The 20,619-nt window shown below is 63.5% G+C and carries 17 protein-coding genes and 1 pseudogene; 12 read left to right on the top strand and 6 right to left on the bottom strand.

Going from position 1 to position 20,619, the window contains the following annotated elements; all coding sequences use genetic code 11:
* Nucleotides 1–84: 84 nt before the first annotated feature.
* Nucleotides 85–1,602 (bottom strand): IS21 family transposase, encoded by a 1,518-nt coding sequence (gene istA, locus MTAB308_RS20285; RefSeq protein ID WP_077101554.1) that lies wholly within the window; start codon nt 1,600–1,602, stop codon nt 85–87.
* 214 nt (nt 1,603–1,816) lie between these two features.
* Between istA and MTAB308_RS20280 the strand changes: the two genes are divergently transcribed.
* Nucleotides 1,817–2,476, top strand: coding sequence for a TetR/AcrR family transcriptional regulator (locus MTAB308_RS20280; RefSeq protein WP_173842212.1), 660 nt, complete (start codon nt 1,817–1,819; stop codon nt 2,474–2,476).
* Between the two features lie 45 nt (nt 2,477–2,521).
* Here MTAB308_RS20280 and MTAB308_RS20275 read toward each other — a convergent pair.
* The 4 genes and pseudogenes from MTAB308_RS20275 to MTAB308_RS20260 all read right to left on the bottom strand — a co-directional run.
* Nucleotides 2,522–3,112, bottom strand: a pseudogene (locus MTAB308_RS20275) (TetR family transcriptional regulator); the annotation flags it as partial.
* 300 nt (nt 3,113–3,412) lie between these two features.
* A complete protein-coding gene (locus MTAB308_RS20270) occupies nt 3,413–4,312 on the bottom strand; it encodes an alpha/beta hydrolase (protein WP_077101550.1) in 900 nt (299 codons plus the stop codon).
* A gap of 681 nt (nt 4,313–4,993) precedes the next feature.
* The gene (locus MTAB308_RS20265) at nt 4,994–5,662 is read right to left on the bottom strand and encodes a GAF and ANTAR domain-containing protein (RefSeq protein ID WP_077101548.1); all 669 of its coding nucleotides are present in this window, start codon (nt 5,660–5,662) and stop codon (nt 4,994–4,996) included.
* A 406-nt stretch (nt 5,663–6,068) separates the two neighbouring features.
* Nucleotides 6,069–6,254, bottom strand: a complete 186-nt coding sequence (locus tag MTAB308_RS20260) for a hypothetical protein (RefSeq protein WP_077101546.1) — start codon at nt 6,252–6,254, stop codon at nt 6,069–6,071.
* 1,617 nt (nt 6,255–7,871) lie between these two features.
* On the opposite strand from MTAB308_RS20260, the gene MTAB308_RS20250 reads away from it, so the two are divergent.
* From MTAB308_RS20250 to arsA, 7 genes are all read left to right on the top strand, one after another.
* Nucleotides 7,872–8,972 (top strand): tyrosine-type recombinase/integrase, encoded by a 1,101-nt coding sequence (locus MTAB308_RS20250; protein WP_077101541.1) that lies wholly within the window; start codon nt 7,872–7,874, stop codon nt 8,970–8,972.
* A gap of 733 nt (nt 8,973–9,705) precedes the next feature.
* Nucleotides 9,706–10,788 carry a rolling circle replication-associated protein gene (locus MTAB308_RS20240; protein ID WP_245831455.1) on the top strand — a complete coding sequence of 361 codons (1,083 nt, stop codon included), beginning with the start codon at nt 9,706–9,708 and terminating at the stop codon, nt 10,786–10,788.
* Between the two features lie 297 nt (nt 10,789–11,085).
* Nucleotides 11,086–11,373: a hypothetical protein gene (locus MTAB308_RS29010; protein ID WP_157900982.1), complete on the top strand. Its 288-nt coding sequence runs from the start codon at nt 11,086–11,088 to the stop codon at nt 11,371–11,373.
* A 334-nt stretch (nt 11,374–11,707) separates the two neighbouring features.
* A complete protein-coding gene (locus MTAB308_RS20230) occupies nt 11,708–12,097 on the top strand; it encodes an ArsR/SmtB family transcription factor (protein ID WP_077101537.1) in 390 nt (129 codons plus the stop codon).
* Nucleotides 12,094–13,686 carry an ACR3 family arsenite efflux transporter gene (gene arsB, locus MTAB308_RS20225; protein WP_077101535.1) on the top strand — a complete coding sequence of 531 codons (1,593 nt, stop codon included), beginning with the start codon at nt 12,094–12,096 and terminating at the stop codon, nt 13,684–13,686. The genes MTAB308_RS20230 and arsB overlap by 4 nt, the downstream gene beginning before the upstream one ends.
* 94 nt (nt 13,687–13,780) lie before the next feature.
* Complete coding sequence (arsD, locus tag MTAB308_RS20220; protein ID WP_077101533.1) at nt 13,781–14,188, top strand: arsenite efflux transporter metallochaperone ArsD; 408 nt, start codon at nt 13,781–13,783, stop codon at nt 14,186–14,188.
* An 11-nt stretch (nt 14,189–14,199) separates the two neighbouring features.
* Nucleotides 14,200–15,969, top strand: a complete 1,770-nt coding sequence (arsA, locus tag MTAB308_RS20215; RefSeq protein WP_077101531.1) for an arsenical pump-driving ATPase — start codon at nt 14,200–14,202, stop codon at nt 15,967–15,969.
* A 159-nt stretch (nt 15,970–16,128) separates the two neighbouring features.
* On the opposite strand, the gene MTAB308_RS20210 is transcribed toward arsA, so the two are convergent.
* Nucleotides 16,129–16,608, bottom strand: coding sequence for an ArsI/CadI family heavy metal resistance metalloenzyme (locus tag MTAB308_RS20210; RefSeq protein WP_077101529.1), 480 nt, complete (start codon nt 16,606–16,608; stop codon nt 16,129–16,131).
* Nucleotides 16,609–16,710: 102 nt separating this feature from the next.
* Here MTAB308_RS20210 and MTAB308_RS20205 point away from each other — a divergent pair, with 102 nt between their 5' ends.
* The 4 genes from MTAB308_RS20205 (at nt 16,711) to MTAB308_RS20190 (ending at nt 20,596) form a co-directional block, all read left to right on the top strand.
* Nucleotides 16,711–17,070, top strand: a complete 360-nt coding sequence (locus MTAB308_RS20205) for an Rv2640c family ArsR-like transcriptional regulator (protein WP_077101527.1) — start codon at nt 16,711–16,713, stop codon at nt 17,068–17,070.
* 164 nt (nt 17,071–17,234) lie between these two features.
* On the top strand, nt 17,235–17,909 hold the full coding sequence (locus MTAB308_RS20200; protein WP_173842259.1) for an arsenate reductase/protein-tyrosine-phosphatase family protein: 675 nt from the start codon (nt 17,235–17,237) through the stop codon (nt 17,907–17,909).
* Between the two features lie 37 nt (nt 17,910–17,946).
* Complete coding sequence (gene pstS / locus MTAB308_RS20195; protein WP_077101525.1) at nt 17,947–19,053, top strand: phosphate ABC transporter substrate-binding protein PstS; 1,107 nt, start codon at nt 17,947–17,949, stop codon at nt 19,051–19,053.
* Between the two features lie 70 nt (nt 19,054–19,123).
* Nucleotides 19,124–20,596 (top strand): FAD-dependent oxidoreductase, encoded by a 1,473-nt coding sequence (locus tag MTAB308_RS20190; protein WP_077101523.1) that lies wholly within the window; start codon nt 19,124–19,126, stop codon nt 20,594–20,596.
* Nucleotides 20,597–20,619: the final 23 nt, after the last annotated feature.

The following is a 20,619-nucleotide window of genomic DNA, read 5'->3' as shown; positions in this document are numbered from 1 at the left end:
TTAACGCGATCACCTCCTCGAGGGTCTGGGTGGCGGGCCCGGCGACACCGGATCCGACCGTCACTGCCGGTTTTTTGGTTGCGGTCACTTTTCACCGCCGGGATTGGTCGCGCCGAACCCCGACCAGCCGGCGGTGCCGGGTTGCAGGCTGTGGGTTTCGGTGGCCCGGGTCGGCGGGCCGTTGGGCCCGTGCTGCTGGTGGGTCAAGATCGCGGCCAGATCCGCATCGGCGAATCGGCCGGCCAACGCCGCGGTGCCCAACGCTTGATCGACGGCAACCGAGCCGTGCAGTTTGGCGAACGCCACCGCTTCGGCCATCTTCGAGCGCACCCGAGCCGCGCCGGACGCAGCGGCCTCGGTCAGCCACGCGGCCGCGCCGTCACCGATAGCCAGAAACGCGGCCTCGGCCGGGTTGGCCGCGCGTGGGGTGCGGTCCCCGGGCAGCGCGCGGCCTCCGGGATGGTCACTGGGGTAATGCTCGTCGCGGATCTGGGGTCGCCCACGTTGCCCGCGCCCGTGGCGGGCGATCTCGACCGGGCCCGCTTCATCGATGACGGTGACTACCAATTCCTCACCGCACCAGCGCACCCAGACCCGCTCATCGATGTGGTGGTGCGGCACCGAATAGCGCACTCCCTCCACGCTGATCGTGGAGTCCCAGCCCACCCGGCGGGTCAGGCCGAACGCAATGGCCACCGGTTGGGCGGGCAGCACATGCAGCCGTGCACGTTCCTCGACCAACAGCTCAGCGGGGACCTGACCGGTCACCCGATGCGGCCGGGCATTGACCTGCTCACAGAAGTCACGACAGGCCTGGGCCAGCTCAGCGAAGGTGGCGTAGGCATCAAGCAGATTAGCCTCGGTGGGCACCAGATCGGCTTTGGCGATGCGCACGGTGGCCTCCGCACCGCCCTTGGACTGAGGGTCAGCCGGCACACAGGTGCGGATCGTCATCCCGTAATGCCGACCCGCGGCCACCACGTCGGGATGCCGAATCGGGACCCGGGCAACATGTTCGACAGTGACCGTCTTCTCGTTGTCAGTCAACGCATACGTCGGTGCCCCACCGATCACCCGCAGCGTGGCGTCCAAACAGCCCAGCAGGGTCGGCAGGGTGCGATCCCAGGCGGGCAGCACCACCCGAAACCGTGACCAGGCCAGCCAGGCGCAGAACAACAACGTGGGCCGACCGGCGACGGTGGGCCCTTGGCCCCAGTCGAACTGCAGCCATAACCCCGGCTCAGCCACCCACGGCCGAAACACCCTGCGATGACCCGACCGCCACGACTTCTTCGCCGCCGCCACCGCTCGCCGGGTGGTGCGCTCCGAGCCGCCGAAGCCCATCGCAACCAGCTTGTCGTGCGCGACGTCGGCGCGGATCAACCCCTGCGAATGGTCCACCCACTCCTCGATCTTGTCCAGGAACGGATCAATGGCCATCGCCCGCCGCGGCCGCTCCTCCGGGCTGAGCCCGGCATCGCGCAACGCCACGTAGTGAGCCACCGTCTTGTGATCACAGCCAGCCAACGCCGCCGCCGCTCGTAATCCGCCGGTCAAATCAAACGCCTCCAAAATCTCCATGATCTCCTCACTGCTCTTCACTTACTGGCCTTCCGCCCTGGACACATTCGGTCCAGAACAGCCAGCCCGACACCGCCGCCGACAACCGGCAGCGACACGACCGCAATGGGGAAATCCGTGGCCGTCAGTGGGGAGAATTCATGACCGCCAGCGGGGAGATCAGCTGGCCGTCAGTGGGGATTTTTCCGTGTCCGCCGACACCAGCGCACCCGGGCGCCGCTCAGGAGTACACAATATGCCCACCTCCGGTAAACGACGAGCACCACAGGGCCATCGGTCGACCACAGCGATTCGTTCGCTATCGGATGATGTCTTGCCCAGCCAAACGCGTCGCGATCGCCGGGTACAGATCTTGGTCACCGCCGCCGCTATTGCAAGTGACGGAGGTTACGAATCAGTCGGGATGCGTTCAGTGGCCGCGCGGGCCCAGGTATCCCTTGGCACTCTTTACCGGTATTTTCCGTCCAAGGATCACCTTCTGGTGGCAGCATTCGGCCTTTGGCTCGAGCGGATTAACCAGGAGTCTTCCGTTGCGCAACGTAGCGATGCCGTACCCTTTTCGCGTCTGTCGGACCTCGTAAACTGCCTCAGCGAGACGGCAACCAAACATCCTCGGCTCACCGAAGCCATGGCGACTGCCTACTTATCCGCCGACTCGAGTGCGGCGCTCGATGTAAAGAAAATCCGAGCGCAGATTGCGACGATGTTTGCCGAAGCCATGGGTTCAACCGCTCCTGGCAATCACTGTGTACAGATCGGGGAGATCCTTGCCGATGTTTGGACCTCAAACGTTTTAGCTGTTGCCCACGGCCGCACCACGGCGCTGGAGCTGCAACGCCGCATGCAGATAACCATTGATCTAGTGACCCGGACCATCGGGAAGTCCGGGAAATAGGAGCTGTCGCAACCTCTCTGCCCGTCCCGAAGTTGTCCGGCCTGACTAGCCGGAATCGGGCCGCGTGTTTGGCGGCCAATGCGCGCCCTCATGCCGGGCCACCACTCCCAGCAAGTGCCACAGACGGTGGTTGATATCCCCTGTGGTGGCCCGGCGCCGTAGCCACGACACTGCGTTCGACACCCAGGCATCGACGATGACGCAGGCGACCTGTCGTTGGGCGGTGCTGGGGTCGCCGCCGGCAAGCAGGCGGGCAAACAGTGCGTCGAGCCGATGGCGGATCCGATCGGCGTCACTGCATTCGCTGGTGTAGGCGACCATAAAGGCTCGTGCCATGGCCTCGGCAAGCCGGATGTCGCGTGCCATGTCTGCATACAAGTTCGAAATCACTTGCCAAAGCTGCTCATAACAATCGGCGGCACCGGTCGGCGCCGGGCGCGCTTTGCGTTCAAAACGGTCAAGTTCGCTCTCCAGAGCAGACAACAGCAAGTTTTGTTTCGATGGAAAATAGCGGTAGACGGTGCCCACAGCCACGTCGGCGCAGTCGGCGACAGCGCGCATCTGGACGGCCTCATATCCGCCTTTACGCGCAATGCCGAGCGTGACGGTGAGAATGTGCCGCCGCCGCTGCTGTTGCTGAGCAGGCGACGTCATCATGGAAAACTCCTGAGGCTGCAACCCAAAAATTCTGGCATATCACCATTTGCACCACCGGGTGGCTTACCTTACATTACGTCAGGTTTTGTTTGTCATGTAGTCGCACGCGAAAGGTAGTCGAGCTCGGCGGGTCGGATTGGTCGGGCTATGGTTAGCCGTTGCGGCCACCCCGACCCGTGCGCCACCACCGCCGCCCCGCGCGAGCACCCAGGGTGGTTGTCAACGCAACCCGAAACCTGACAGCTGGCGGCGGCCACCGTCATCGGTGGTGAGCTGGTGTCAAGCGGTCGGGGCAAGTGCGGCGCGCAGACTGTCGCATTGGCTGTCGAAAAACCGCCGTGACACTTGGGCTTTCGGTGCGACCAGGTCGAAGCCGTGGAAGGCGCCCGGAACGGTTTCGACCTGGCACGGCACCCCTGCGGCACGCAGGCGCTCGGCATAGGCCAGGTCTTCGTCGTGGAACAGGTCATGCGTGCCCACGCCGATCCAAGCCGGCGGTAATTCGCTGAGGTCGTCGCGGCGTCCGGGGACGGCGACTTGCGGGTCAGCGTTGCCGAGATATGCTGCCCAGCCGAACCTGTTGCTGCGGTTGTCCCACATCCGGTAGTTCGCACTGGGCGCCGTCGCCGAACTGCGGTCGTCGAGCATGGGATAGGTCAGCAGCTGGAATGCGGGGTTCACCTCGGCGCGGTCGCGGGCCAACAGGGCCACGGCGGCCGCAAGGCCGCCGCCGGAACTGGCGCCGCCGATGGCGATGCGGTACTGGTCCACCGACGGCAGCCCGGCCAGCCAGGTCAATGCCGAATAGCAGTCTTCCAGCGGTGTGGGATACGGATGTTCGGGCGCCAGACGGTATTCCACCGATGCGACAACGATGCCCAGGCGCGTGCTGAACCCGCTACAAAGCTGGTCGTCCTGTTGGGCGGTGCCGATCACGTATCCGCCGCCGTGGATCCACAGCAGCGCGGGTGTGGTCTCGCTGACCCCGACGGGCCGGAACAGCCGAACACCCGCCCCGGAATCGAGGGTGATCGCCTCGACGTCGGCCACGGAATTGCCGAGGCGCCCCCGCCACGCGAGCGCTGCCCGCAAAACCGGCAGGGTCCGGGGGCCGACGAGCCGACGTGGGGCGAACCGGGCAAATCGTTGCAGGTCAGGATGAACGTCGTTGTTCGTCACTGGTCAAGTATCACCGACTCGGATAATCGAGGGACGGCTATGTGTGATCTTGCCGTGCACAATCTGACATCAACAGCCGGCGTGGCCGCCAAGGCTCCCCAGGTAGGACCGAGCTTCGGTACGCCGCCCGATCGACCAAGACGTGAGGGGCCTGGGACGCCTCCTCAAAGCTGGACTTCCAACGGCTGACCGTCAGCGCCATCGCTGCGTGCTCGCTGCAAGGCCTTCCTGTCGTATTCGCCAACCTAGCGCGAGCACGGCATCTTGTAGGTGATCAGCGCCTGCACCATGCTGGGACGCGGCCACAGGAACACGTCGTCCGCCGATCCAAACACACTCGCCTGGTTTAATTTTCGGCCGACGGGCCGACCAGGAACACGGCGAACTGATAGCACGGTCACTGCAGCTGGGCCGACTTACTGACGTCGACTGCTTGGCTGCTCAAGATCCTTTGTGGGCGACCCACACGAATGGGCCGTCGATCACGCCGCCGGCCGGGCCAGTGGTCGAACACCGAAAACTGGTTCGGCCAGCAAGGAACTATCACGCAACAAAGGTGGCGTGCGCTCTCGGTAGCCGCTTTATGACTACCGAGAGCTAGCAGCACAGCAGTGCCGGCACCGCCACGCCGCCTGATTTTCTTCGCTACCCGTCACCACAACGGCGAAACGTCGAACTGACTCAAATCGTTTGTTCGGCGCTCGGCCGCCGCGTTTCGATAATTCGTTTGGCCAGGTCCCGAATCGGGATATTGGTCTGCTGCGACAGCATTTTCAGCATGTCGAACGCGTGCACGGCGTCGATATCGAGGCGTTCCATCAGGATGCCCTTGGCCTGGCCGATATGGTCCCTGGTGGCCAGCGCGGAGTCGAACTGCTGGCGTGTGTTAACCGCGGCCAGAGCCAGCGCGGCATGGGTGGCCAACATGGCCCCCAACGCTTCGGCCTCACGGGTGAACGCGCCGGGAGTCCGGCCGAGCAAGTTGAGCGCCCCGGCACCACCGCTGTGCGTGTAAAGCTGAAACGACAAAACGCTGAATATTCCTAGACTGACTGCTGCAACGGCAAATTCGGGCCACCTAGGCTCGGTACGCAGATCAGGGGAACGGATCACCGAGTCAGCGACAGCGGCTTGCAAACAGGGCCCCTGCTGAAAACGTAACTGCACCGCGTCGAGTTCTTCGGCTACCGGCGCGGTACTCGCGAGCGAGTCGAACCGATCGCCATCGATCAACAGGACATCAGCGTGATCGACGCCGCGAATCAATTCGACCGCCGCGGCGGTAACACTGGCCAACGTGTCCCCGAGAGGGATGGCGCCGAGCGGGAATTTGTCGGCGAGGTTCGTCATCACCGATCTGAGTTGGACGTCAAATGCAGCATTATCAGACATGGCGGCCTGGCTTCCCGCACGGGCACTAGGCGTTCAGGGGCCGCACAATGGTTGAATAGCTCGATCACCACCCTACGCGCATCGCGACTCGGCGTCAGAACTTGTTCCACCGACCCGCACGCGTTTTTTGCTTGCGGCCCTCAGCGATGCACCCAACGAGATGAGGGCAACTCTGGCGGCCGGAACCGTTACACGAAGTGTGCGCGAATGCTCGCGGAGACAGAGATTGCGGAACGAACGCGGCGAGGTGAGAACCCTCGTATCGAACGCGCACCAAGTTTGTCCCGGTCCGGCAGGGAACCAGCGGCGAAAGTCCCAAGAACTCGCCCGCCGCTCGGCGGCTTATCCAGCGCGAACGCTGCTTTCAGGCCGTTCGACGCACCCGCAGGACGTCGTGGACGACGCAACCCACACGATCGGCGGCCTCAGCGGCCGATAACGCCGGGTTGAGCAGGATCTGCAACTCCTCAGCAGTGAACGTCGGTTCGACGTCCCAGGGCGCCTCATCCCACCCGGCTTCATTGAAGCCGGAAAATAGTTCCTCGCGCATAACTATCCTCACGAAAGGTGAAGTAGGAGTGAATATTTCCGTGGGCTGCGCCGCCCGTTCGCAATGACTGCTTGAGTCGATGGTACCGGCGCCACGCTAAGATCGCAGCCTTCCCACTGCGGATGACAGGAAGCAGCACATCTCGACCTTCTTGCAGATCCGCGAGGCGAACATCAAATCTTCGGACGCCCGTTAGCTGGTATGCGGCCGCGATGGTCCAAAGCCTTTGCGGCACAGACTTGAGACCCTTGGGTCAGTTCGATTCGGCTCGCGACCTTGGTCACGTAACGGGCTCAGGGCTGGGCTGCGATCTCCGCGTGGCGCTGGGCGGTGTTGTAGCTGTGGCCGAGCAGTTCGGCGACAAGTGGAGGTGGCGCCGCCGAACCAATCCCCAACAGGGCATCTCGGCTGCAATCAGATCGGCTCTATAAGCGTCGGCCCGTTAGGACCATGATTCATCAGATGAAAACGGCGTAATTTTTCGTGGATAACTGCTGATATCCATGAAATACCGTTTTGGCGACGCGGTGAGTCCGTCGTATGGTCGATCCGCGCTGCGACACCGACGGGATGGCCCCCATTGGCCCCCTTTTTCTCGGCACGCATACCTTGCGACAACGTCGCGGCGTGTAGGCGGCGTCGCCTGGGGATCGCGGCAGAAGACGCCGGCCGCGCACTGTCGCCGGTTACATGAGCCCGCTTTGATAAGCACATCGAGAGGGCTGGTGGAAGCCGGTCCCATTTGGGCAATTGCCTCACCCGCGCTCGGTACGATCATGTCCTCGTTGCGCCGGACCACCTCCTCGTCGCGCCGGACGCGGGCCAACACCATAGAATTCTCTTGCTGAGTTCGTGAATCGATACCCAGCCCCTCGAGGCAATGCAAATTTCCTCCCAGTTCCCCTCCTTGAGTCCATAAGCAGGCGAAGTTGTTTCCACAGGCGGACTTTCACGCAATTCGGTGCTGCGACCCGCGGCCCGCGCCAGACCGTAAAGGACACTCTCCGCCGGACACATCAAAACTGGACGGAAAATCTTTCGCGCGACCGATGCGCAAGGCATCACCGTATCCGATGATCGATCTAGCAGTCACCGCGAGCCGAGGAGAAACGATGACGAGCGGAAGTGACACGAACTGGGAGAGATGGGGTGCCAGCTCAACGGTCGAAACCCCACCAGCCCGAGCCGGTTTGCTTCTGACAATCCCCGAAAGCGGCCGCGGCGTTGCGTATCAGACGGCCGTCGATTTATCGATGATCCCAGGGATCGCGATGCACCGCTTTGGGACGAACTCATCGTGCGTCTTGGCCCGACACATCACCTGGAGAACCCAAAGCGACAAGCGCTTCCCGCAGTCGGATCACTACGCGACAACGGATTTCAGCAATTCGAGAGACAAAGACAGGCAACCATGATGAGAACGACTGCTGACGTGCTCACCGCAAATGAGGTGTCAAGTATGACAGGAATCCCAGTCTCCACGCTGCATGACTGGGCGGCGAAACGCGAGCGAGGAATACAGTCACCGGGGCCGCACCATTGCAAGTTGTCTTCCCGACACCGACGCTGGATGCGATCCGATGTCATCGAATGGCTTGCCGCATCGAGGGTCGAGCGGTGACCATTCGTAGGCGAGAAGCCAAGTCCGGAACCCGCTGGGACGTCGAATGGTTACTGCCGGATGGCACCAAGCGATCCAAAACATTCAAGGCCCTGCGCGCGGCCAAGTTGTTCGACGGCGAGGTGCGGCACGCTCGTGAAGGTGGCGAGCCGGTCGATCCGCGCGGTGGCAAGACTGAGCTGCGTGTTGTGTACAAGAGTTGGCTTGCATCCCGGCCTGATCTGTCGCCGAAAGTCCGTCGTGGCTATGAAGACAACTGGCGACTAAGGATTGAGCCGAAGTTCGGTAACTGGCCAATCGGAGGGATCTTGCGAGAGAACGTGCAGGAGTGGGTCAATGAAATGACCGCTGCCGGCCTGGGCCCCCGCACAGTGCGCTGGACTCATACCGTGCTGCGGATGACACTGGATCACGCCATCACCGACAAAAGGCTGCGAGGCAAGAATCCCGCCTCGAACGTGCGGTTTCCAGCTATGGGCGAGACTAGCCATGTATATCTGACCGCGGTGGAAGTGGCGAAGCTCGCCGAACTATGCGATACGACAACAGGCGAAGACTCGAGAGCGGCGAAGCAAGGCGACGTGGTGCTGATGCTGGCCTATACGGGATTGCGGTTCGGAGAATTGACCGGGCTCAACGTCGAAGACGTGGACGTGGAGGCACGGCGCATTCGAGTTCGCAGATCGATCACACAACTATCTGGCCGCCTCATTGAAGGGCCACCGAAAAGCCGCGCCGGTCGCCGTAGCGTACCGATTCCCGAACGACTGGTGCCGACCCTGAAACGCCGGATAGAAGGCCGCACGGCTGGCGAACCGGCGATCATGTCGCCGAAGGGGTCACGGCTCGGGCTGGAGAACTGGAAGCGTGCGGTTGGTTGGCGGACTCAGATCGTCGAACTCGGGCGCCCCACGATGCGCGTGCATGACCTCCGACACACCTATGCATCCTTAGCGCGATCGGCCGGCGCAGACATGAAACTGTTGCAGGTGACCATGGGCCACGCGTCGATCATGGTTACTGCGCACACCTACGCGGATCTGTACGACTCGGATCTAGATCGTGTGGCAAATGCGCTGGACGGGCTCGGAGCCTGAAGTGACGGCGGATAAACGGCGGATAAACCGGGCTCCTAGAGGAATCGAACGGCGCATTCCAGCAATCAAAAAGGGCCGTCAAGCAGCAAGTTCTCGCAGTGGCCAGGGCCGGGATCGAACCGGCGACCTTCCGCTTTTCAGGTGGATGGAATGGCCGCTGGCCTGCGGTTTAACGACACCCATACGTCAAATACGGCGCGCTGAGCGCGTCTGACGCAGGGTGCTCGTCCGACGATCGGACACAAACCGGACACGGTGACAGCACTCCCAACGGGGAACCCTTCATCGCCCGGCACTCAGTGACCCGCGCCTTGGGCTCCCGGGGAGCAGGTACCCGATGCCCAGCGTCAACAGGTCGACCGCGCGTCCAACAAGTACGACCGCGGAGCGACCCACTCTTAGCCCGGACACAACCCGAACGGCCAGCCGGAACACGGACGGAGCCGCGGACGCCGGTAGACCGCGAGTGCCCGAGGCCGCCAAGGCCGCAGGGCGCGAGAGCGGTAGCGATCGGTCGGACGGCGGGAGCGGCGTAGGCCGTGTTCCGGCTGAGACCAACGGGCTTGTTATATGTGCCAAAAGTGTCCGCGACAGCGCGGAGGGCGGCGTTGATCCGGACCTGTCGGCCGCAGATGCACTGGGGCTGCGGTTCCCTCGCCCCCAGTTGGTGGCCTCCGCGGCGGCATTGTTCGAGCCGGCAGAGCCATGGGCAGACGGGCGGGACCGTCTCGGCGTGGAACCCGAGTCCGGCCGGTTCCGGATCACGGTGGGCCCCGGCGTGGTCCGCCTCGGTTGGACCAGTCCCGTTCGAGCGGAGAAGGCATCGGAGCGGGCCGTCAATCACCACCGACTCGACGTTGCGACTGAGGCAGACCGCATTAGGTCCGGCCGCGATATGCCTAATCCGCCTGGGCGCGCGGTCACCGAATGGTCCCGCAAGTCGCGTGCCGCGATGTGCCGCGCCTTCGCCGAGCTCGACTACACGCCGTTGGTGCAGTGCGGGCGTGTGCCAGCGATGGTGACCATGACCTACCCCGGCGACTGGGAAACCGTCGCCCCCGACGGGGCCAGTGTGAAGCGGCACATGATGTTGTGGCGCAAGCGATTCCTACGCGAATGGGGCGAACCCGCACGTTACATATGGAAGCTGGAGTTCCAGCGTCGCGGCGCACCGCATATTCACCTCTGGATGGCTCCCCCACATGCGGTGGGCCGATCAGGCCGCGCTTTCCGGGACTGGCTGTCACAAGAATGGGCGGACATCGTCGCGCATCCCGACCCAGAGCAGCGTGCCCGCCACTTACTCGCCGGCACCGCCGTCGACATCCTCAATGGATTGCGCGCCTGCGACCCCAAACGCTTAGCGATCTACTTCACCAAGCATTCCTCACCGAATCAGCAGGGAGACAAGGAATATCAGCACATCGTCCCCCACTGCTGGCGTGAACCGGGCCATGGCCCGGGCCGGTTCTGGGGCGTCCACGGACTGCAACGAGCAACCGCAGTCGTGGAGATTGCTCAGGACGCATACCTAGCGGCCCGAAGGATCATCCGTCGCTGGTCACGGTCCCAAGCCATCTACGGCGATTACGCTCGCGGCGTCCCCACCGCAGTCGTTCCCCGGATCGCGCGCGTCGCGGTTCGACGAGTAGACAGCCAGACCGGCAATGTGTGCCACCGCTGGGTCCGCCGAAGACGACTCCTTTGCAACCAAGGCGGACTTGCCGGCGGATACGCGCTTGTGAACGATGGGCCCGCGTTCGCGTCCCAGCTTGCGGCAGCCTTATCGACAAACTTCGCGCCACCAGGGTTTTAGCACGTTGGCAATCACGTCGGCCAGGTCGCAGTACAGTGGCGGCAGTGCCGGATGTCTGACCAGGAACTCTCGGGTGGGGCGGACGGAGCTCGAATCCGCGACCAGCGCATTACCAACCCGTAAGTCTGGACACTTCCGGGTGCCGGTCTTCTGTTGTGCCACAATGCGGTTGGCCATCAGCGACTTCGGACCGAAGCGGATGACTTGGTCCCTTCCGAATCATTGGCGCCGAATAATCGACGACTGATTGAGCTCTGACCGTCGCGGAGCGACACACCCAGGTCGTAGGCTTGGCGTGTGACGATCGAACTGTCGCCTCGCGTGCCAGATAGGGAGCGCCCGTGTGATTGCGCGAGTTTGGCTGCTGAGCAGGCGGACCTAGACAACGTGATCCATGAGCTGCTTTCGCGGCTGGAGGATCACAAATACCGTTGGGAGCTCTACGAATACGGGCTTACCGACGCTGTAGAACGTAGACGGGTGCGCGGCATCATTGATCACCTGCATGCGGCGGTGCACACCGGTGGGCCGGCCGTGCTTAGTCCGCTGAGTCGCGCGCTGCTTATAGCTCACCCCGACGCGTAGACGTCTCCGGGCTTCGGCGGCTGGCGTTGATAGCACGAGGCAGCGCCTCACGCCCCATAATGGCTAGGGTCTGCGCGGTGGTGTCTAGCTGTCAAGGCTCGGCCAATCCCAACCGCGCCACACCGCGGCCTTGACGGCAATCACACGACCGTTAAGCAAATTGACCACCCGGGGTGGGGCCTTGACCCTCGCCTCACTTAACCCCTCGTTCGCGACGTCTCGCTCGTCCTTGTCTCGCCATAACGGGTCTGTGACAACCGAACCCGGCAGGTGCTTGCGTCACACTTCGTGCCCACCGATTGGCAATTGATTCGGGATCTGTCAATATAGAAGGATGTCAAAACAGGCCGTCCTTATGGGTGCCCCGCAGTGCACACCCCTAGCCCGTGCACCCCTGAGCGAGACTTCGGCCGCGACGCTGGTGCCGATGTTCAAGGCACTGGGTGACCCGGTGCGACTGCGTTTGGTGAGTCTGATCGCCAGCCATTCCGGCGGGGAGGCCTGCGTTTGCGACATCTCGGCGACCATCGACTTGTCTCAGCCCACCATTTCCCATCACCTCAAGGTGCTGCGCTCGGCAGGACTGCTGGGCAGCCAGCGCCGCGGCACCTGGGTCTACTACCGGGTGATTCCGGCGGCCCTGCAGCAACTTTCAGCCATCCTGCAGATCGAGAGCGGCCCCGTCACCCCGTCCGATGCGTGCACCGAGGAGGTCACCCGATGAGCGCCCCCGCCCACACCGAGCACCCCGCTGTGGTCAAAAAGCTTTCAGCGCTGGACCGGATGCTCCCGCTGTGGATCGGCCTCGCCATGATCGCGGGGCTGCTGCTGGGCCGGGTGATCCCCGGCCTCGGTGACGCGCTGAGCGCCGTCGAGGTCGACGGAATCTCGCTGCCCATCGCCATCGGCCTGCTGGTGATGATGTACCCGGTACTTGCCAAGGTGCGTTACGACCGCCTCGACACCGTCACCGGCGACCGCAAGCTCATGGCGGCCTCGCTGGTCTTGAACTGGGTCATCGGGCCGGCACTAATGTTCGCCCTGGCCTGGCTGCTGCTACCCGACCTGCCCGCATATCGCACCGGTCTGATCATTGTGGGACTCGCGCGGTGCATCGCGATGGTTATCATCTGGAACGACTTGGCCTGCGGCGACCGAGAAGCCGCCGCAGTGCTCGTGGCGCTGAACTCACTGTTCCAGGTGGTGATGTTCGCCGTGCTGGGCTGGTTCTACCTCTCCGTACTGCCGGGCTGGCTGGGCTTGGAGCGGACCACCATCAATACCTCGGTGTGGCAGATCGCCAAATCGGTCCTGATCTTTCTGGGTATCCCGCTGCTGGCGGGCTTCCTGACCCGCCGCTGGGGTGAAAGGGCCAAAGGCCGGCAGTGGTACGAGTCGCGGTTCCTGCCCAAGATCGGACCGTGGGCTCTCTACGGGCTGCTGTTCACCATCGTGATCCTGTTCGCGCTCCAAGGCGATCAGATCATTTCCCGGCCTTTGGATGTCGCGCGGATTGCACTTCCGTTGCTTGCGTACTTCGCCATCATGTGGGGCGGAGGTTATGTCCTCGGCGCTGTCCTCGGCTTGGGCTATGAACGCACCACCACGCTGGCATTCACCGCCGCCGGCAACAACTTTGAGCTTGCGATCGCGGTTGCGATCGCCACCTATGGCGCTGCCTCAGGACAAGCCCTGGCCGGGGTGGTCGGCCCGCTGATTGAGGTGCCCGTTCTTGTCGCTCTCGTCTATGTCTCCCTTGCCCTACGTAGGCGATTCGTTCAACCGACGCAACCCGACTCGTCGCCCGCGGAATCGGCCACGTACGTCCAGCACCAAATCCTGACTCCTCACAGATCAGCATCAATTTCGGAATGGTTGACCCCCATGGCTTCTCGCCCCAGTGTGTTGTTCGTCTGCGTTCACAACGCCGGCCGTTCGCAGATGGCCGCCGGATTCCTGGCCCATCTCGCCGGCGACAGGATCGAAGTCCGCTCCGCCGGTAGCGCCCCGGCCGACACGATCAATTCGGCCGCCGTTGAGGCGATGGCCGAGATCGGCATCGACATCTCGGACCAGTCCCCCAAGATCCTCACCGCCGACGCGGTCGAGTCATCCGACGTGGTGATCACCATGGGCTGCGGCGATGCCTGCCCGGTTTTCCCGGGCGTCAGCTACCGGGACTGGGCGTTGCCCGACCCTGCGGGCAAGGGCATCGAGGCGGTCCGCCCGATCCGCGACGATATCAAGGCCCGGGTCCAAGACTTGATCGGCGAACTCGTCCCCGCTAGTCCTCCCCAGGGGAGCCATCCGTGAGGAACCCCGTGGGGACGAAGTGGGGCCCGTGATCTTGCAGCTCGTCAGCGACGTCGACCAACCTCGAGCAGGCAGAAACTAAGGAGATCGTTCTATGAGCAAGGTTCAGGTGTTCGAGCCCGCATTGTGTTGCGCCACGGGTGTCTGCGGTGAAGACGTCGACCAACGACTGGTCAGGTTCTCCGCCGACCTGGATTACGTCCGCAGCCGCGGTGGTGACGTTTCCCGCTACAACCTGGCAAGCGAACCCAGTGCGTTCGCCGAATCCGAAACCGTGAAAGCGTTCCTGCACGTTGCCGGATCCGACGGGCTGCCGCTGGTTCTGGTGGACGGAGTCACCGCGATGACCGGGCGGTACCCCGACCGCGCTCAACTTGCCACCTGGGCCGGCATCGAGGCTCCCGGACCAGCCGGACCGACCAGCCTCGATATCACCGAGACGGCCACTGCCGGAGGCGGCTGCTGCAGCAGCGACAGCTCAAACGCCACCGACTGCTGCTGAAAGAACCGGCCATGAAGTTTCTGGACGCTCCGCCACGATTTCTGTTCTTCACCGGCAAGGGCGGGGTGGGCAAGACCTCCATCGCGTGTGCCACCGCGATCGCGCTGGCCCGCCACGGCAACAAGGTGCTGCTAGTCAGCACCGACCCGGCATCCAACGTCGGACAAGTCTTTGGGCTGACGATCGGCAACACCATCACCGGGATCCCCGCGGTCGACGGTCTGTCGGCTCTGGAAATCGATCCCGAACAGGCCGCTGACGCTTACCGCGAACGCATCATCGGCCCGGTGCGTGGGCTATTGCCGGACGCGGAGGTGGCATCGATCACCGAACAACTCTCCGGCTCGTGCACCACCGAGATCGCCTCCTTCAACGAATTCACCGAACTCCTAACCGATTCCGACGGCGAACTCGGCCAGTTCGACCATGTGCTGTTCGACACCGCCCCTACCGGGCACACCATCCGCCTGCTGCAATTGCCGGGCTCGTGGACTGACTTCCTCAACGAGGGCAAGGGCGATGCATCCTGCCTGGGGCCGCTGTCCGGTCTGGAAAAACAACGCGTCGTCTACGCCGCTGCGGTCGCCGCGCTGGCCGATCCCCAGCGCACCCGCCTAGTGCTGGTGGCCCGTGCCCAGAGGTCGACGCTGGCTGAGATCGCCCGCACGCAGCGTGAACTCGCTGCGATTGGCTTGACCCACCAGTACGTCGTGATCAATGGTGTCCTGCCCGCATCTGCCGGGCGCACTGACCCGCTCGCCGTGGCGATTTACCAGCGCGAACAGCAGGCGATCGCGTCGCTGCCCGAGGAACTACGGACCCTGCCCCTGGACCTGGTCGATCTCAAGCCCAGCAACATCATCGGCCTGGACGCCCTGGCGTCGCTATTCACCTCGGATGCGGGCGGGCCGGATGAGCAACAAGAAATGGTCCCCGCCGTTATTGACACCCCGCTGGCGAATCTGATCAATGAACTGGCCACTGGGGACCACGGATTGATCATGTGCATGGGTAAGGGCGGAGTCGGCAAGACAACGATTGCTGCCGCGATCGCTGTCGCTCTCGCCGAGGGCGGTCACCAAGTGCACCTGACCACGACCGACCCCGCCGGGCACCTCATCGACACCCTCCACGGAACACTGCCGAACCTGCAGGTGTCGGCCATCGACCCGGTCGAGGCGACCCGCATCTACCGCGAACATGTGCTCACCACCAAAGGCGCCGCGCTCGATGAGCACGGCCGGGCGACCCTCGCAGAGGATCTTCGCTCGCCATGCACCGAGGAAGTAGCTGTGTTCCAGGCGTTCTCGCGGGTCATCGGTGAATCGCTGCACAAGTTCGTCGTCGTGGACACCGCCCCAACCGGGCACACGCTGCTCCTACTCGATGCCACCGGCTCCTACCATCGCGAGGTCGCACGGCAACTGGGCAACCGACGCTTCACGACTCCGCTTATGCGTTTGCAGAACCCGGAGCAGACCAAAGTCATCATCGTCACCCTCGCCGAAACCACCCCGGTCCTCGAGGCCGCCGGATTGCAGGACGAACTCGAACGCGCCGGCATCCGCCCCTGGGCCTGGGTGATCAACAACTCGCTCGCAGCCGCAAACCCGACCGCACCGCTGCTCCGGCAGCGCGCCGCCGCGGAACTGCCGGAGATCGACAAGGTCAAGGGTCAGCACGCGGATCGGGTCGCGGTGGTACCGCTGCTTTCGACCGAACCAGTGGGTATCCCCGCGCTTGAAGCGCTCGGGACGGCCCGAGGCGTCTTGGCCACGTAACCAGCAATCACATCGACGCAATCTAATCCTTGATCATCAGCGCGATCCCGCGGTGCCCGGTCGCACGCCTCGCGGCCGCTACGGCTGTTCTCGGTTCGGTTTCTAAGGGCAGCGAGAATTGTTGCAGCACAATGCGATTACGCGGTCGATTGTTGGGCGTTAGCAGCAAGAGGCGGTCGGCGCGGGTTCTGTATTGTCGTCAGCCGCCGATCGGCCACAGCACGCAGCACCTTCGGTTTCGGGGTCGAGGTGCTGCGGGCTTGATCCGAAAGTTTCCGAGTCGGCCAACACGGTGTAGACCTCCCACTTCTCCCCGGCCGGCCCTGTCACCCAGACCTTGTCCTGGGTGGCGAAGCAACAGGTCGTTCCGATCTCCTCGTCGGTGAACAAGCCCTCGCCCTGCAACCGAGCGATCTCCTCGTGCACCTTCTCACTGGACTGGACCTCCACGCCGAGGTGGTTCAGGGTGCCGCCCTTACCGGGGTTTTCGAGCAGCACCAGCTTGAGCGGCGGCTCATCGACGGCGAAGTTGGCATAGCCGGGCTTGCGTTTCGCCGGCTCGGTATTGAACAGCTTGGAGTAGAACATGATCGCTTCGTCGAGGTCATCGACGTTGAGGGCAAGTTGTACACGGGACATGGAATCAGACCTCCGTAGGTGTGAGACATATATCAAATTCGTCCGACACGCTTAGGATGCCACCTTTTTGATATATGTCAAACCTTCTGGCATTATTGCGTCATGCCGAAGGCGTTACCCCTGGTCGACATCACCGCGCCGGCATGCTGTGCGCCGCTGGCGGCAGGCCCAATGAGCGATGACGACGCCCTGCGGGTTGCCTTGCGCCTCAAGGCGTTGGCAGATCCCGCGCGGGTCAAGATCATGTCCCTGCTATTCAGCTCGTCTGCGGGTGAGCAGAAGACCAGCGACCTGGCCGCCGTTGTCGAACTGACCGAATCAACCGTGAGCCACCATCTTGGCCAACTGCGTAACGCGGGCCTGGTGGAGTCGGAGCGCCGCGGCATGAACGTCTATCACCGTCCTCACCGTGACGCGATGGCCGCCCTGTGCGCGGTGCTCGACCCGCGGTGCTGCAACTGATCTTTCGCCAATGCGGGTAAACCTCCGAGGATCCGGACGGGTGGTGAGGGTCGACTCATGGGTAAATGCCTGGCTTCGCAGTGGCGAACGTGAGAAGACACGGTCACCAAACCAAGCCAACACCTTGATTTTTGGGCGGTAGCTCAGTAGAAATTAACTTAATTATGATTGAGCTATCCTCTGACGCGGTGCGGCGGGTTCAGATCCATGCCGCCTTAGCCGACCCTGGCCGGCTCGTTATCGTCGATCGATTGCTGCTCGCCGACGCATCGCCCTCTGAGCTTCAAGCCGCGCTGTCGATGTCATCGAGTCTGATCGCCCACCATCTGGGGGTGCTTGAGGGAGCCGGCATCGTGCGCCGAGTCCGATCAGAAGGAGATCGTCGTCGCAGCTATCTGCAGCTGATCCCCGAGTCGCTGGATTTGTTGGTGCCCTCGACTGCGTGGCGTGCAGAGCGGGTGGTGTTTGTCTGCAGCCAGAATTCGGCACGCAGCCAGTTGGCGGTGGCGGTGTGGAATCGCCGAAGCTCGCTACCGGCAACCTCAGCCGGGACCCATCCCGCCGCCGAGGTACACCCGTCGGCAGTAGCCGCCGCGAAGCGCCGCAAGCTGCCGATGCGACCCCACACCCCGCGCCATCTCGATGACATCGTGAAGCCTACCGACGTGATCATCGCGGTCTGCGACAGCGCCCACGAACAACTGCCCGCCGACAGCAGGCGCCTGCATTGGTCGATCCCCGACCCGGTCCGCACCGGCCGGGCCGACGCCTTCGACCAGGCCCTCGACGAGCTGACCGTGCGCATTGATCACCTCGCCCCCACCCTGGACCCCGACTAGCAACAACACCGTGCGCTGACGACCGGAGGAAACCGCGATGAGCATTTCACGAAAACTACTTTGGGGCGTGCCGAGCTTGCTGGCAGTGACCGCGCTGGTGTTTTGGTTTTCGGCATGTGCCAGGGAACATTCGAACCCCTCATACGCCACCACGGCGAAGGTTGACTGCGGCGGTAAACAGTCGCTGAAGGCCAGCGGCTCGACCGCGCAGGCCAATGCGATGACCCGGTTCGTCCAAGCCTACGAAAAAGCCTGCCCTGGGCAGACACTCACCTACACGTCGAACGGCTCGGGGGCGGGAGTGAGCGAATTCCTCCGCGGCATAACGGATTTCGGTGGCTCGGACTCGCCGCTCGCTGGCGACGAGTACACCACGGCCAAGGAGCGGTGCGGGTCGGATGCCTGGGATCTGCCAGTGGTGTTCGGTCCTTTGGCGATCACGTACAACCTCGAAGCCGTAAACAGACTGACGCTCGACGCCCCGACACTAGCCAAGATTTTCAACGGCAAGATCACCCGGTGGGACGACCCAGCCATCAAGGCGCTCAACGGCGAGGAGATGCCCATGGAACCCATCGACGTGGTATTCCGCAGCGACGCCTCGGGCACCACCGATAACTTCCAGCTCTACCTCGACGCCGCCTCCAACGGCGCGTGGGGCAAAGGAACCGGCAAGGTGTTCAACGGCGGAGTTGGCGAGGGCGCACCAGGCAACGAGGGCACCTCAGCGAAAATCAAGTCCACCGAGGGTGCGATCAGCTACAACGAATACTCGTTCGCCCAAGCGCAGCGGCTGTTCGCCGCCAGAATCCTGACCTCAGCCGGGCCCGATCCCGTGGCCATCACCGCCGACACGGTCGGCAAGGCCGTCTCCGGAGCGACCATCGTGGGCCAGGGTAACAACCTGGTGCTAGACACCTCGTCGTTCTACAAGCCCACCCATCCCGGCACCTACCCGATCGTGCTGGCGACCTACGAACTGGTGTGCTCGAAATACGCTGACCCACAGACCGCACGGGCGGTGCGGGCGTTTCTGCAGTCCACCATCGGGCCAGGCCAGGCCGACCTTGAAGATCACGGATACTTCCCGCTGCCCAATGGCTTTCAGGCAAAGGTGCTTAGCGCCGTGGACGCCATAAGCTAAGACATCACACCCATCGGCGCAGCGCTGCACCGCCACCGCAAAACCCTGACACCACGGGAGCCAAACCCGCATGACACCTCGTCATATCGTAGCTGTCGGCGGCAGTGACGCCGGCATCAGCGCAGCGCTGCGCGCCCGCGAGCTCGACCCCACAACCGACGTAACCGTGGTTGTCGCCGACGCCTATCCCAACTTCTCCATCTGCGGCATCCCTTACTACGTCTCCGGGGAAGTCACCCACTGGACCAACCTGGCTCATCGCACCGCCGCCGACCTGGCCGCCACCGGCATGCGGGTGCTCACCGACACCCGCGCCACCGGCATCAATGTCAAAGAGCACACCCTCGACATCCTCGACTCCATCGGCGCCCCACAACAGCTTGTCTACGACTCCCTGATCGTGGGCACCGGCGCCATCAGTACCCGCCCACCCATCTCTGGGCTAAGCGGCGCTGACGCGCTCAGACCCGACGATGGCGTGCACTTGCTGCACTCCATGGGCGACACCTTCGCCGTCATGGACTCCCTGCAGCAACGCAACCCCGCCACGGCGGCGATCGTCGGCGCCGGCTACATCGGCCTGGAGATGGCCGAAGCCCTTACCACGCGCGGCATCCGCGTTACCCAAATCGAAGCCTTGCCCGAAGTTTTGCCCACCGTCGACCCTGAACTCGGCGCCCTCGTGCACACTGAACTCGAGCACAACGGTGTCGAAGTCCTCACCGACACCGCGGTCACCGCCATCACCCGCGCCGACACCGGCGCGCTTACCGTGACCGCCAGCCAGGACGGCCAAACAATCTCGCGCACCGTCGATTTCGTTCTCGTCGTGGTTGGAGTGCGTCCCGACACTGAACTGGCCGCAGACGCCGGCGCCGAACTCGGCGTGAAAGGTGCCATCGTTGTCGACGAAGCTATGCGCACCAACTTGCCCGATGTCTTCGCCGCGGGCGACTGCGTACACACCCACCACCGGCTCCTCGGCATCACCTGGCTCCCGCTGGGCACCACCGCCCACAAACAAGGCCGCGTGGCAGGCGAAAACGCCCTCGGTGGCTGCACCCACTTCGCGGGCAGCCTCGGTACGCAAGTCGTCAAGGTCTTCGACCTCGTCGCCGCCCGCACCGGCCTCCGCGAACACGAAGCCCTGTCCGCCAACAACGGCTGGACCCCAGTCACCAGCCAATCGACCCCGGACGACCACAAGGCCTACTACCCAGGGGCAACCCCGATCAACATCCGTATCACCGGCGACCAGCAGAGCGGCCGCCTGCTCGGCGCCCAGCTGGTCGGACACCGCAGCGCCGAAATCGCCAAACGCGTCGACACCTACGCCACCGCCCTGTTCCACGAGATGTCCGTCGACGGCCTCAGTGCGCTCGACCTGTCTTACACCCCGCCGCTTGGATCACCCTGGGACGCAACCCAAATGGCTGCCCAAGCATGGGTGCGCGGTCAACATCAATCCGCCACGAGTGCCGCTACAGAGACCGATGACCTCTCGATGCGGTTATTGAGCGGCGACGCGACGACTTCGACCTGACGGTGCCATTTTTCGAAGGTTTC

Origin of the sequence: Mycobacterium terramassiliense (assembly GCF_900157385.1) — a bacterium.
Classification (GTDB): domain Bacteria; phylum Actinomycetota; class Actinomycetes; order Mycobacteriales; family Mycobacteriaceae; genus Mycobacterium; species Mycobacterium terramassiliense.
The sequence above is the reverse complement of the archived record's forward strand: the minus strand, read 5'-3'. Positions and strand labels throughout refer to the sequence as shown.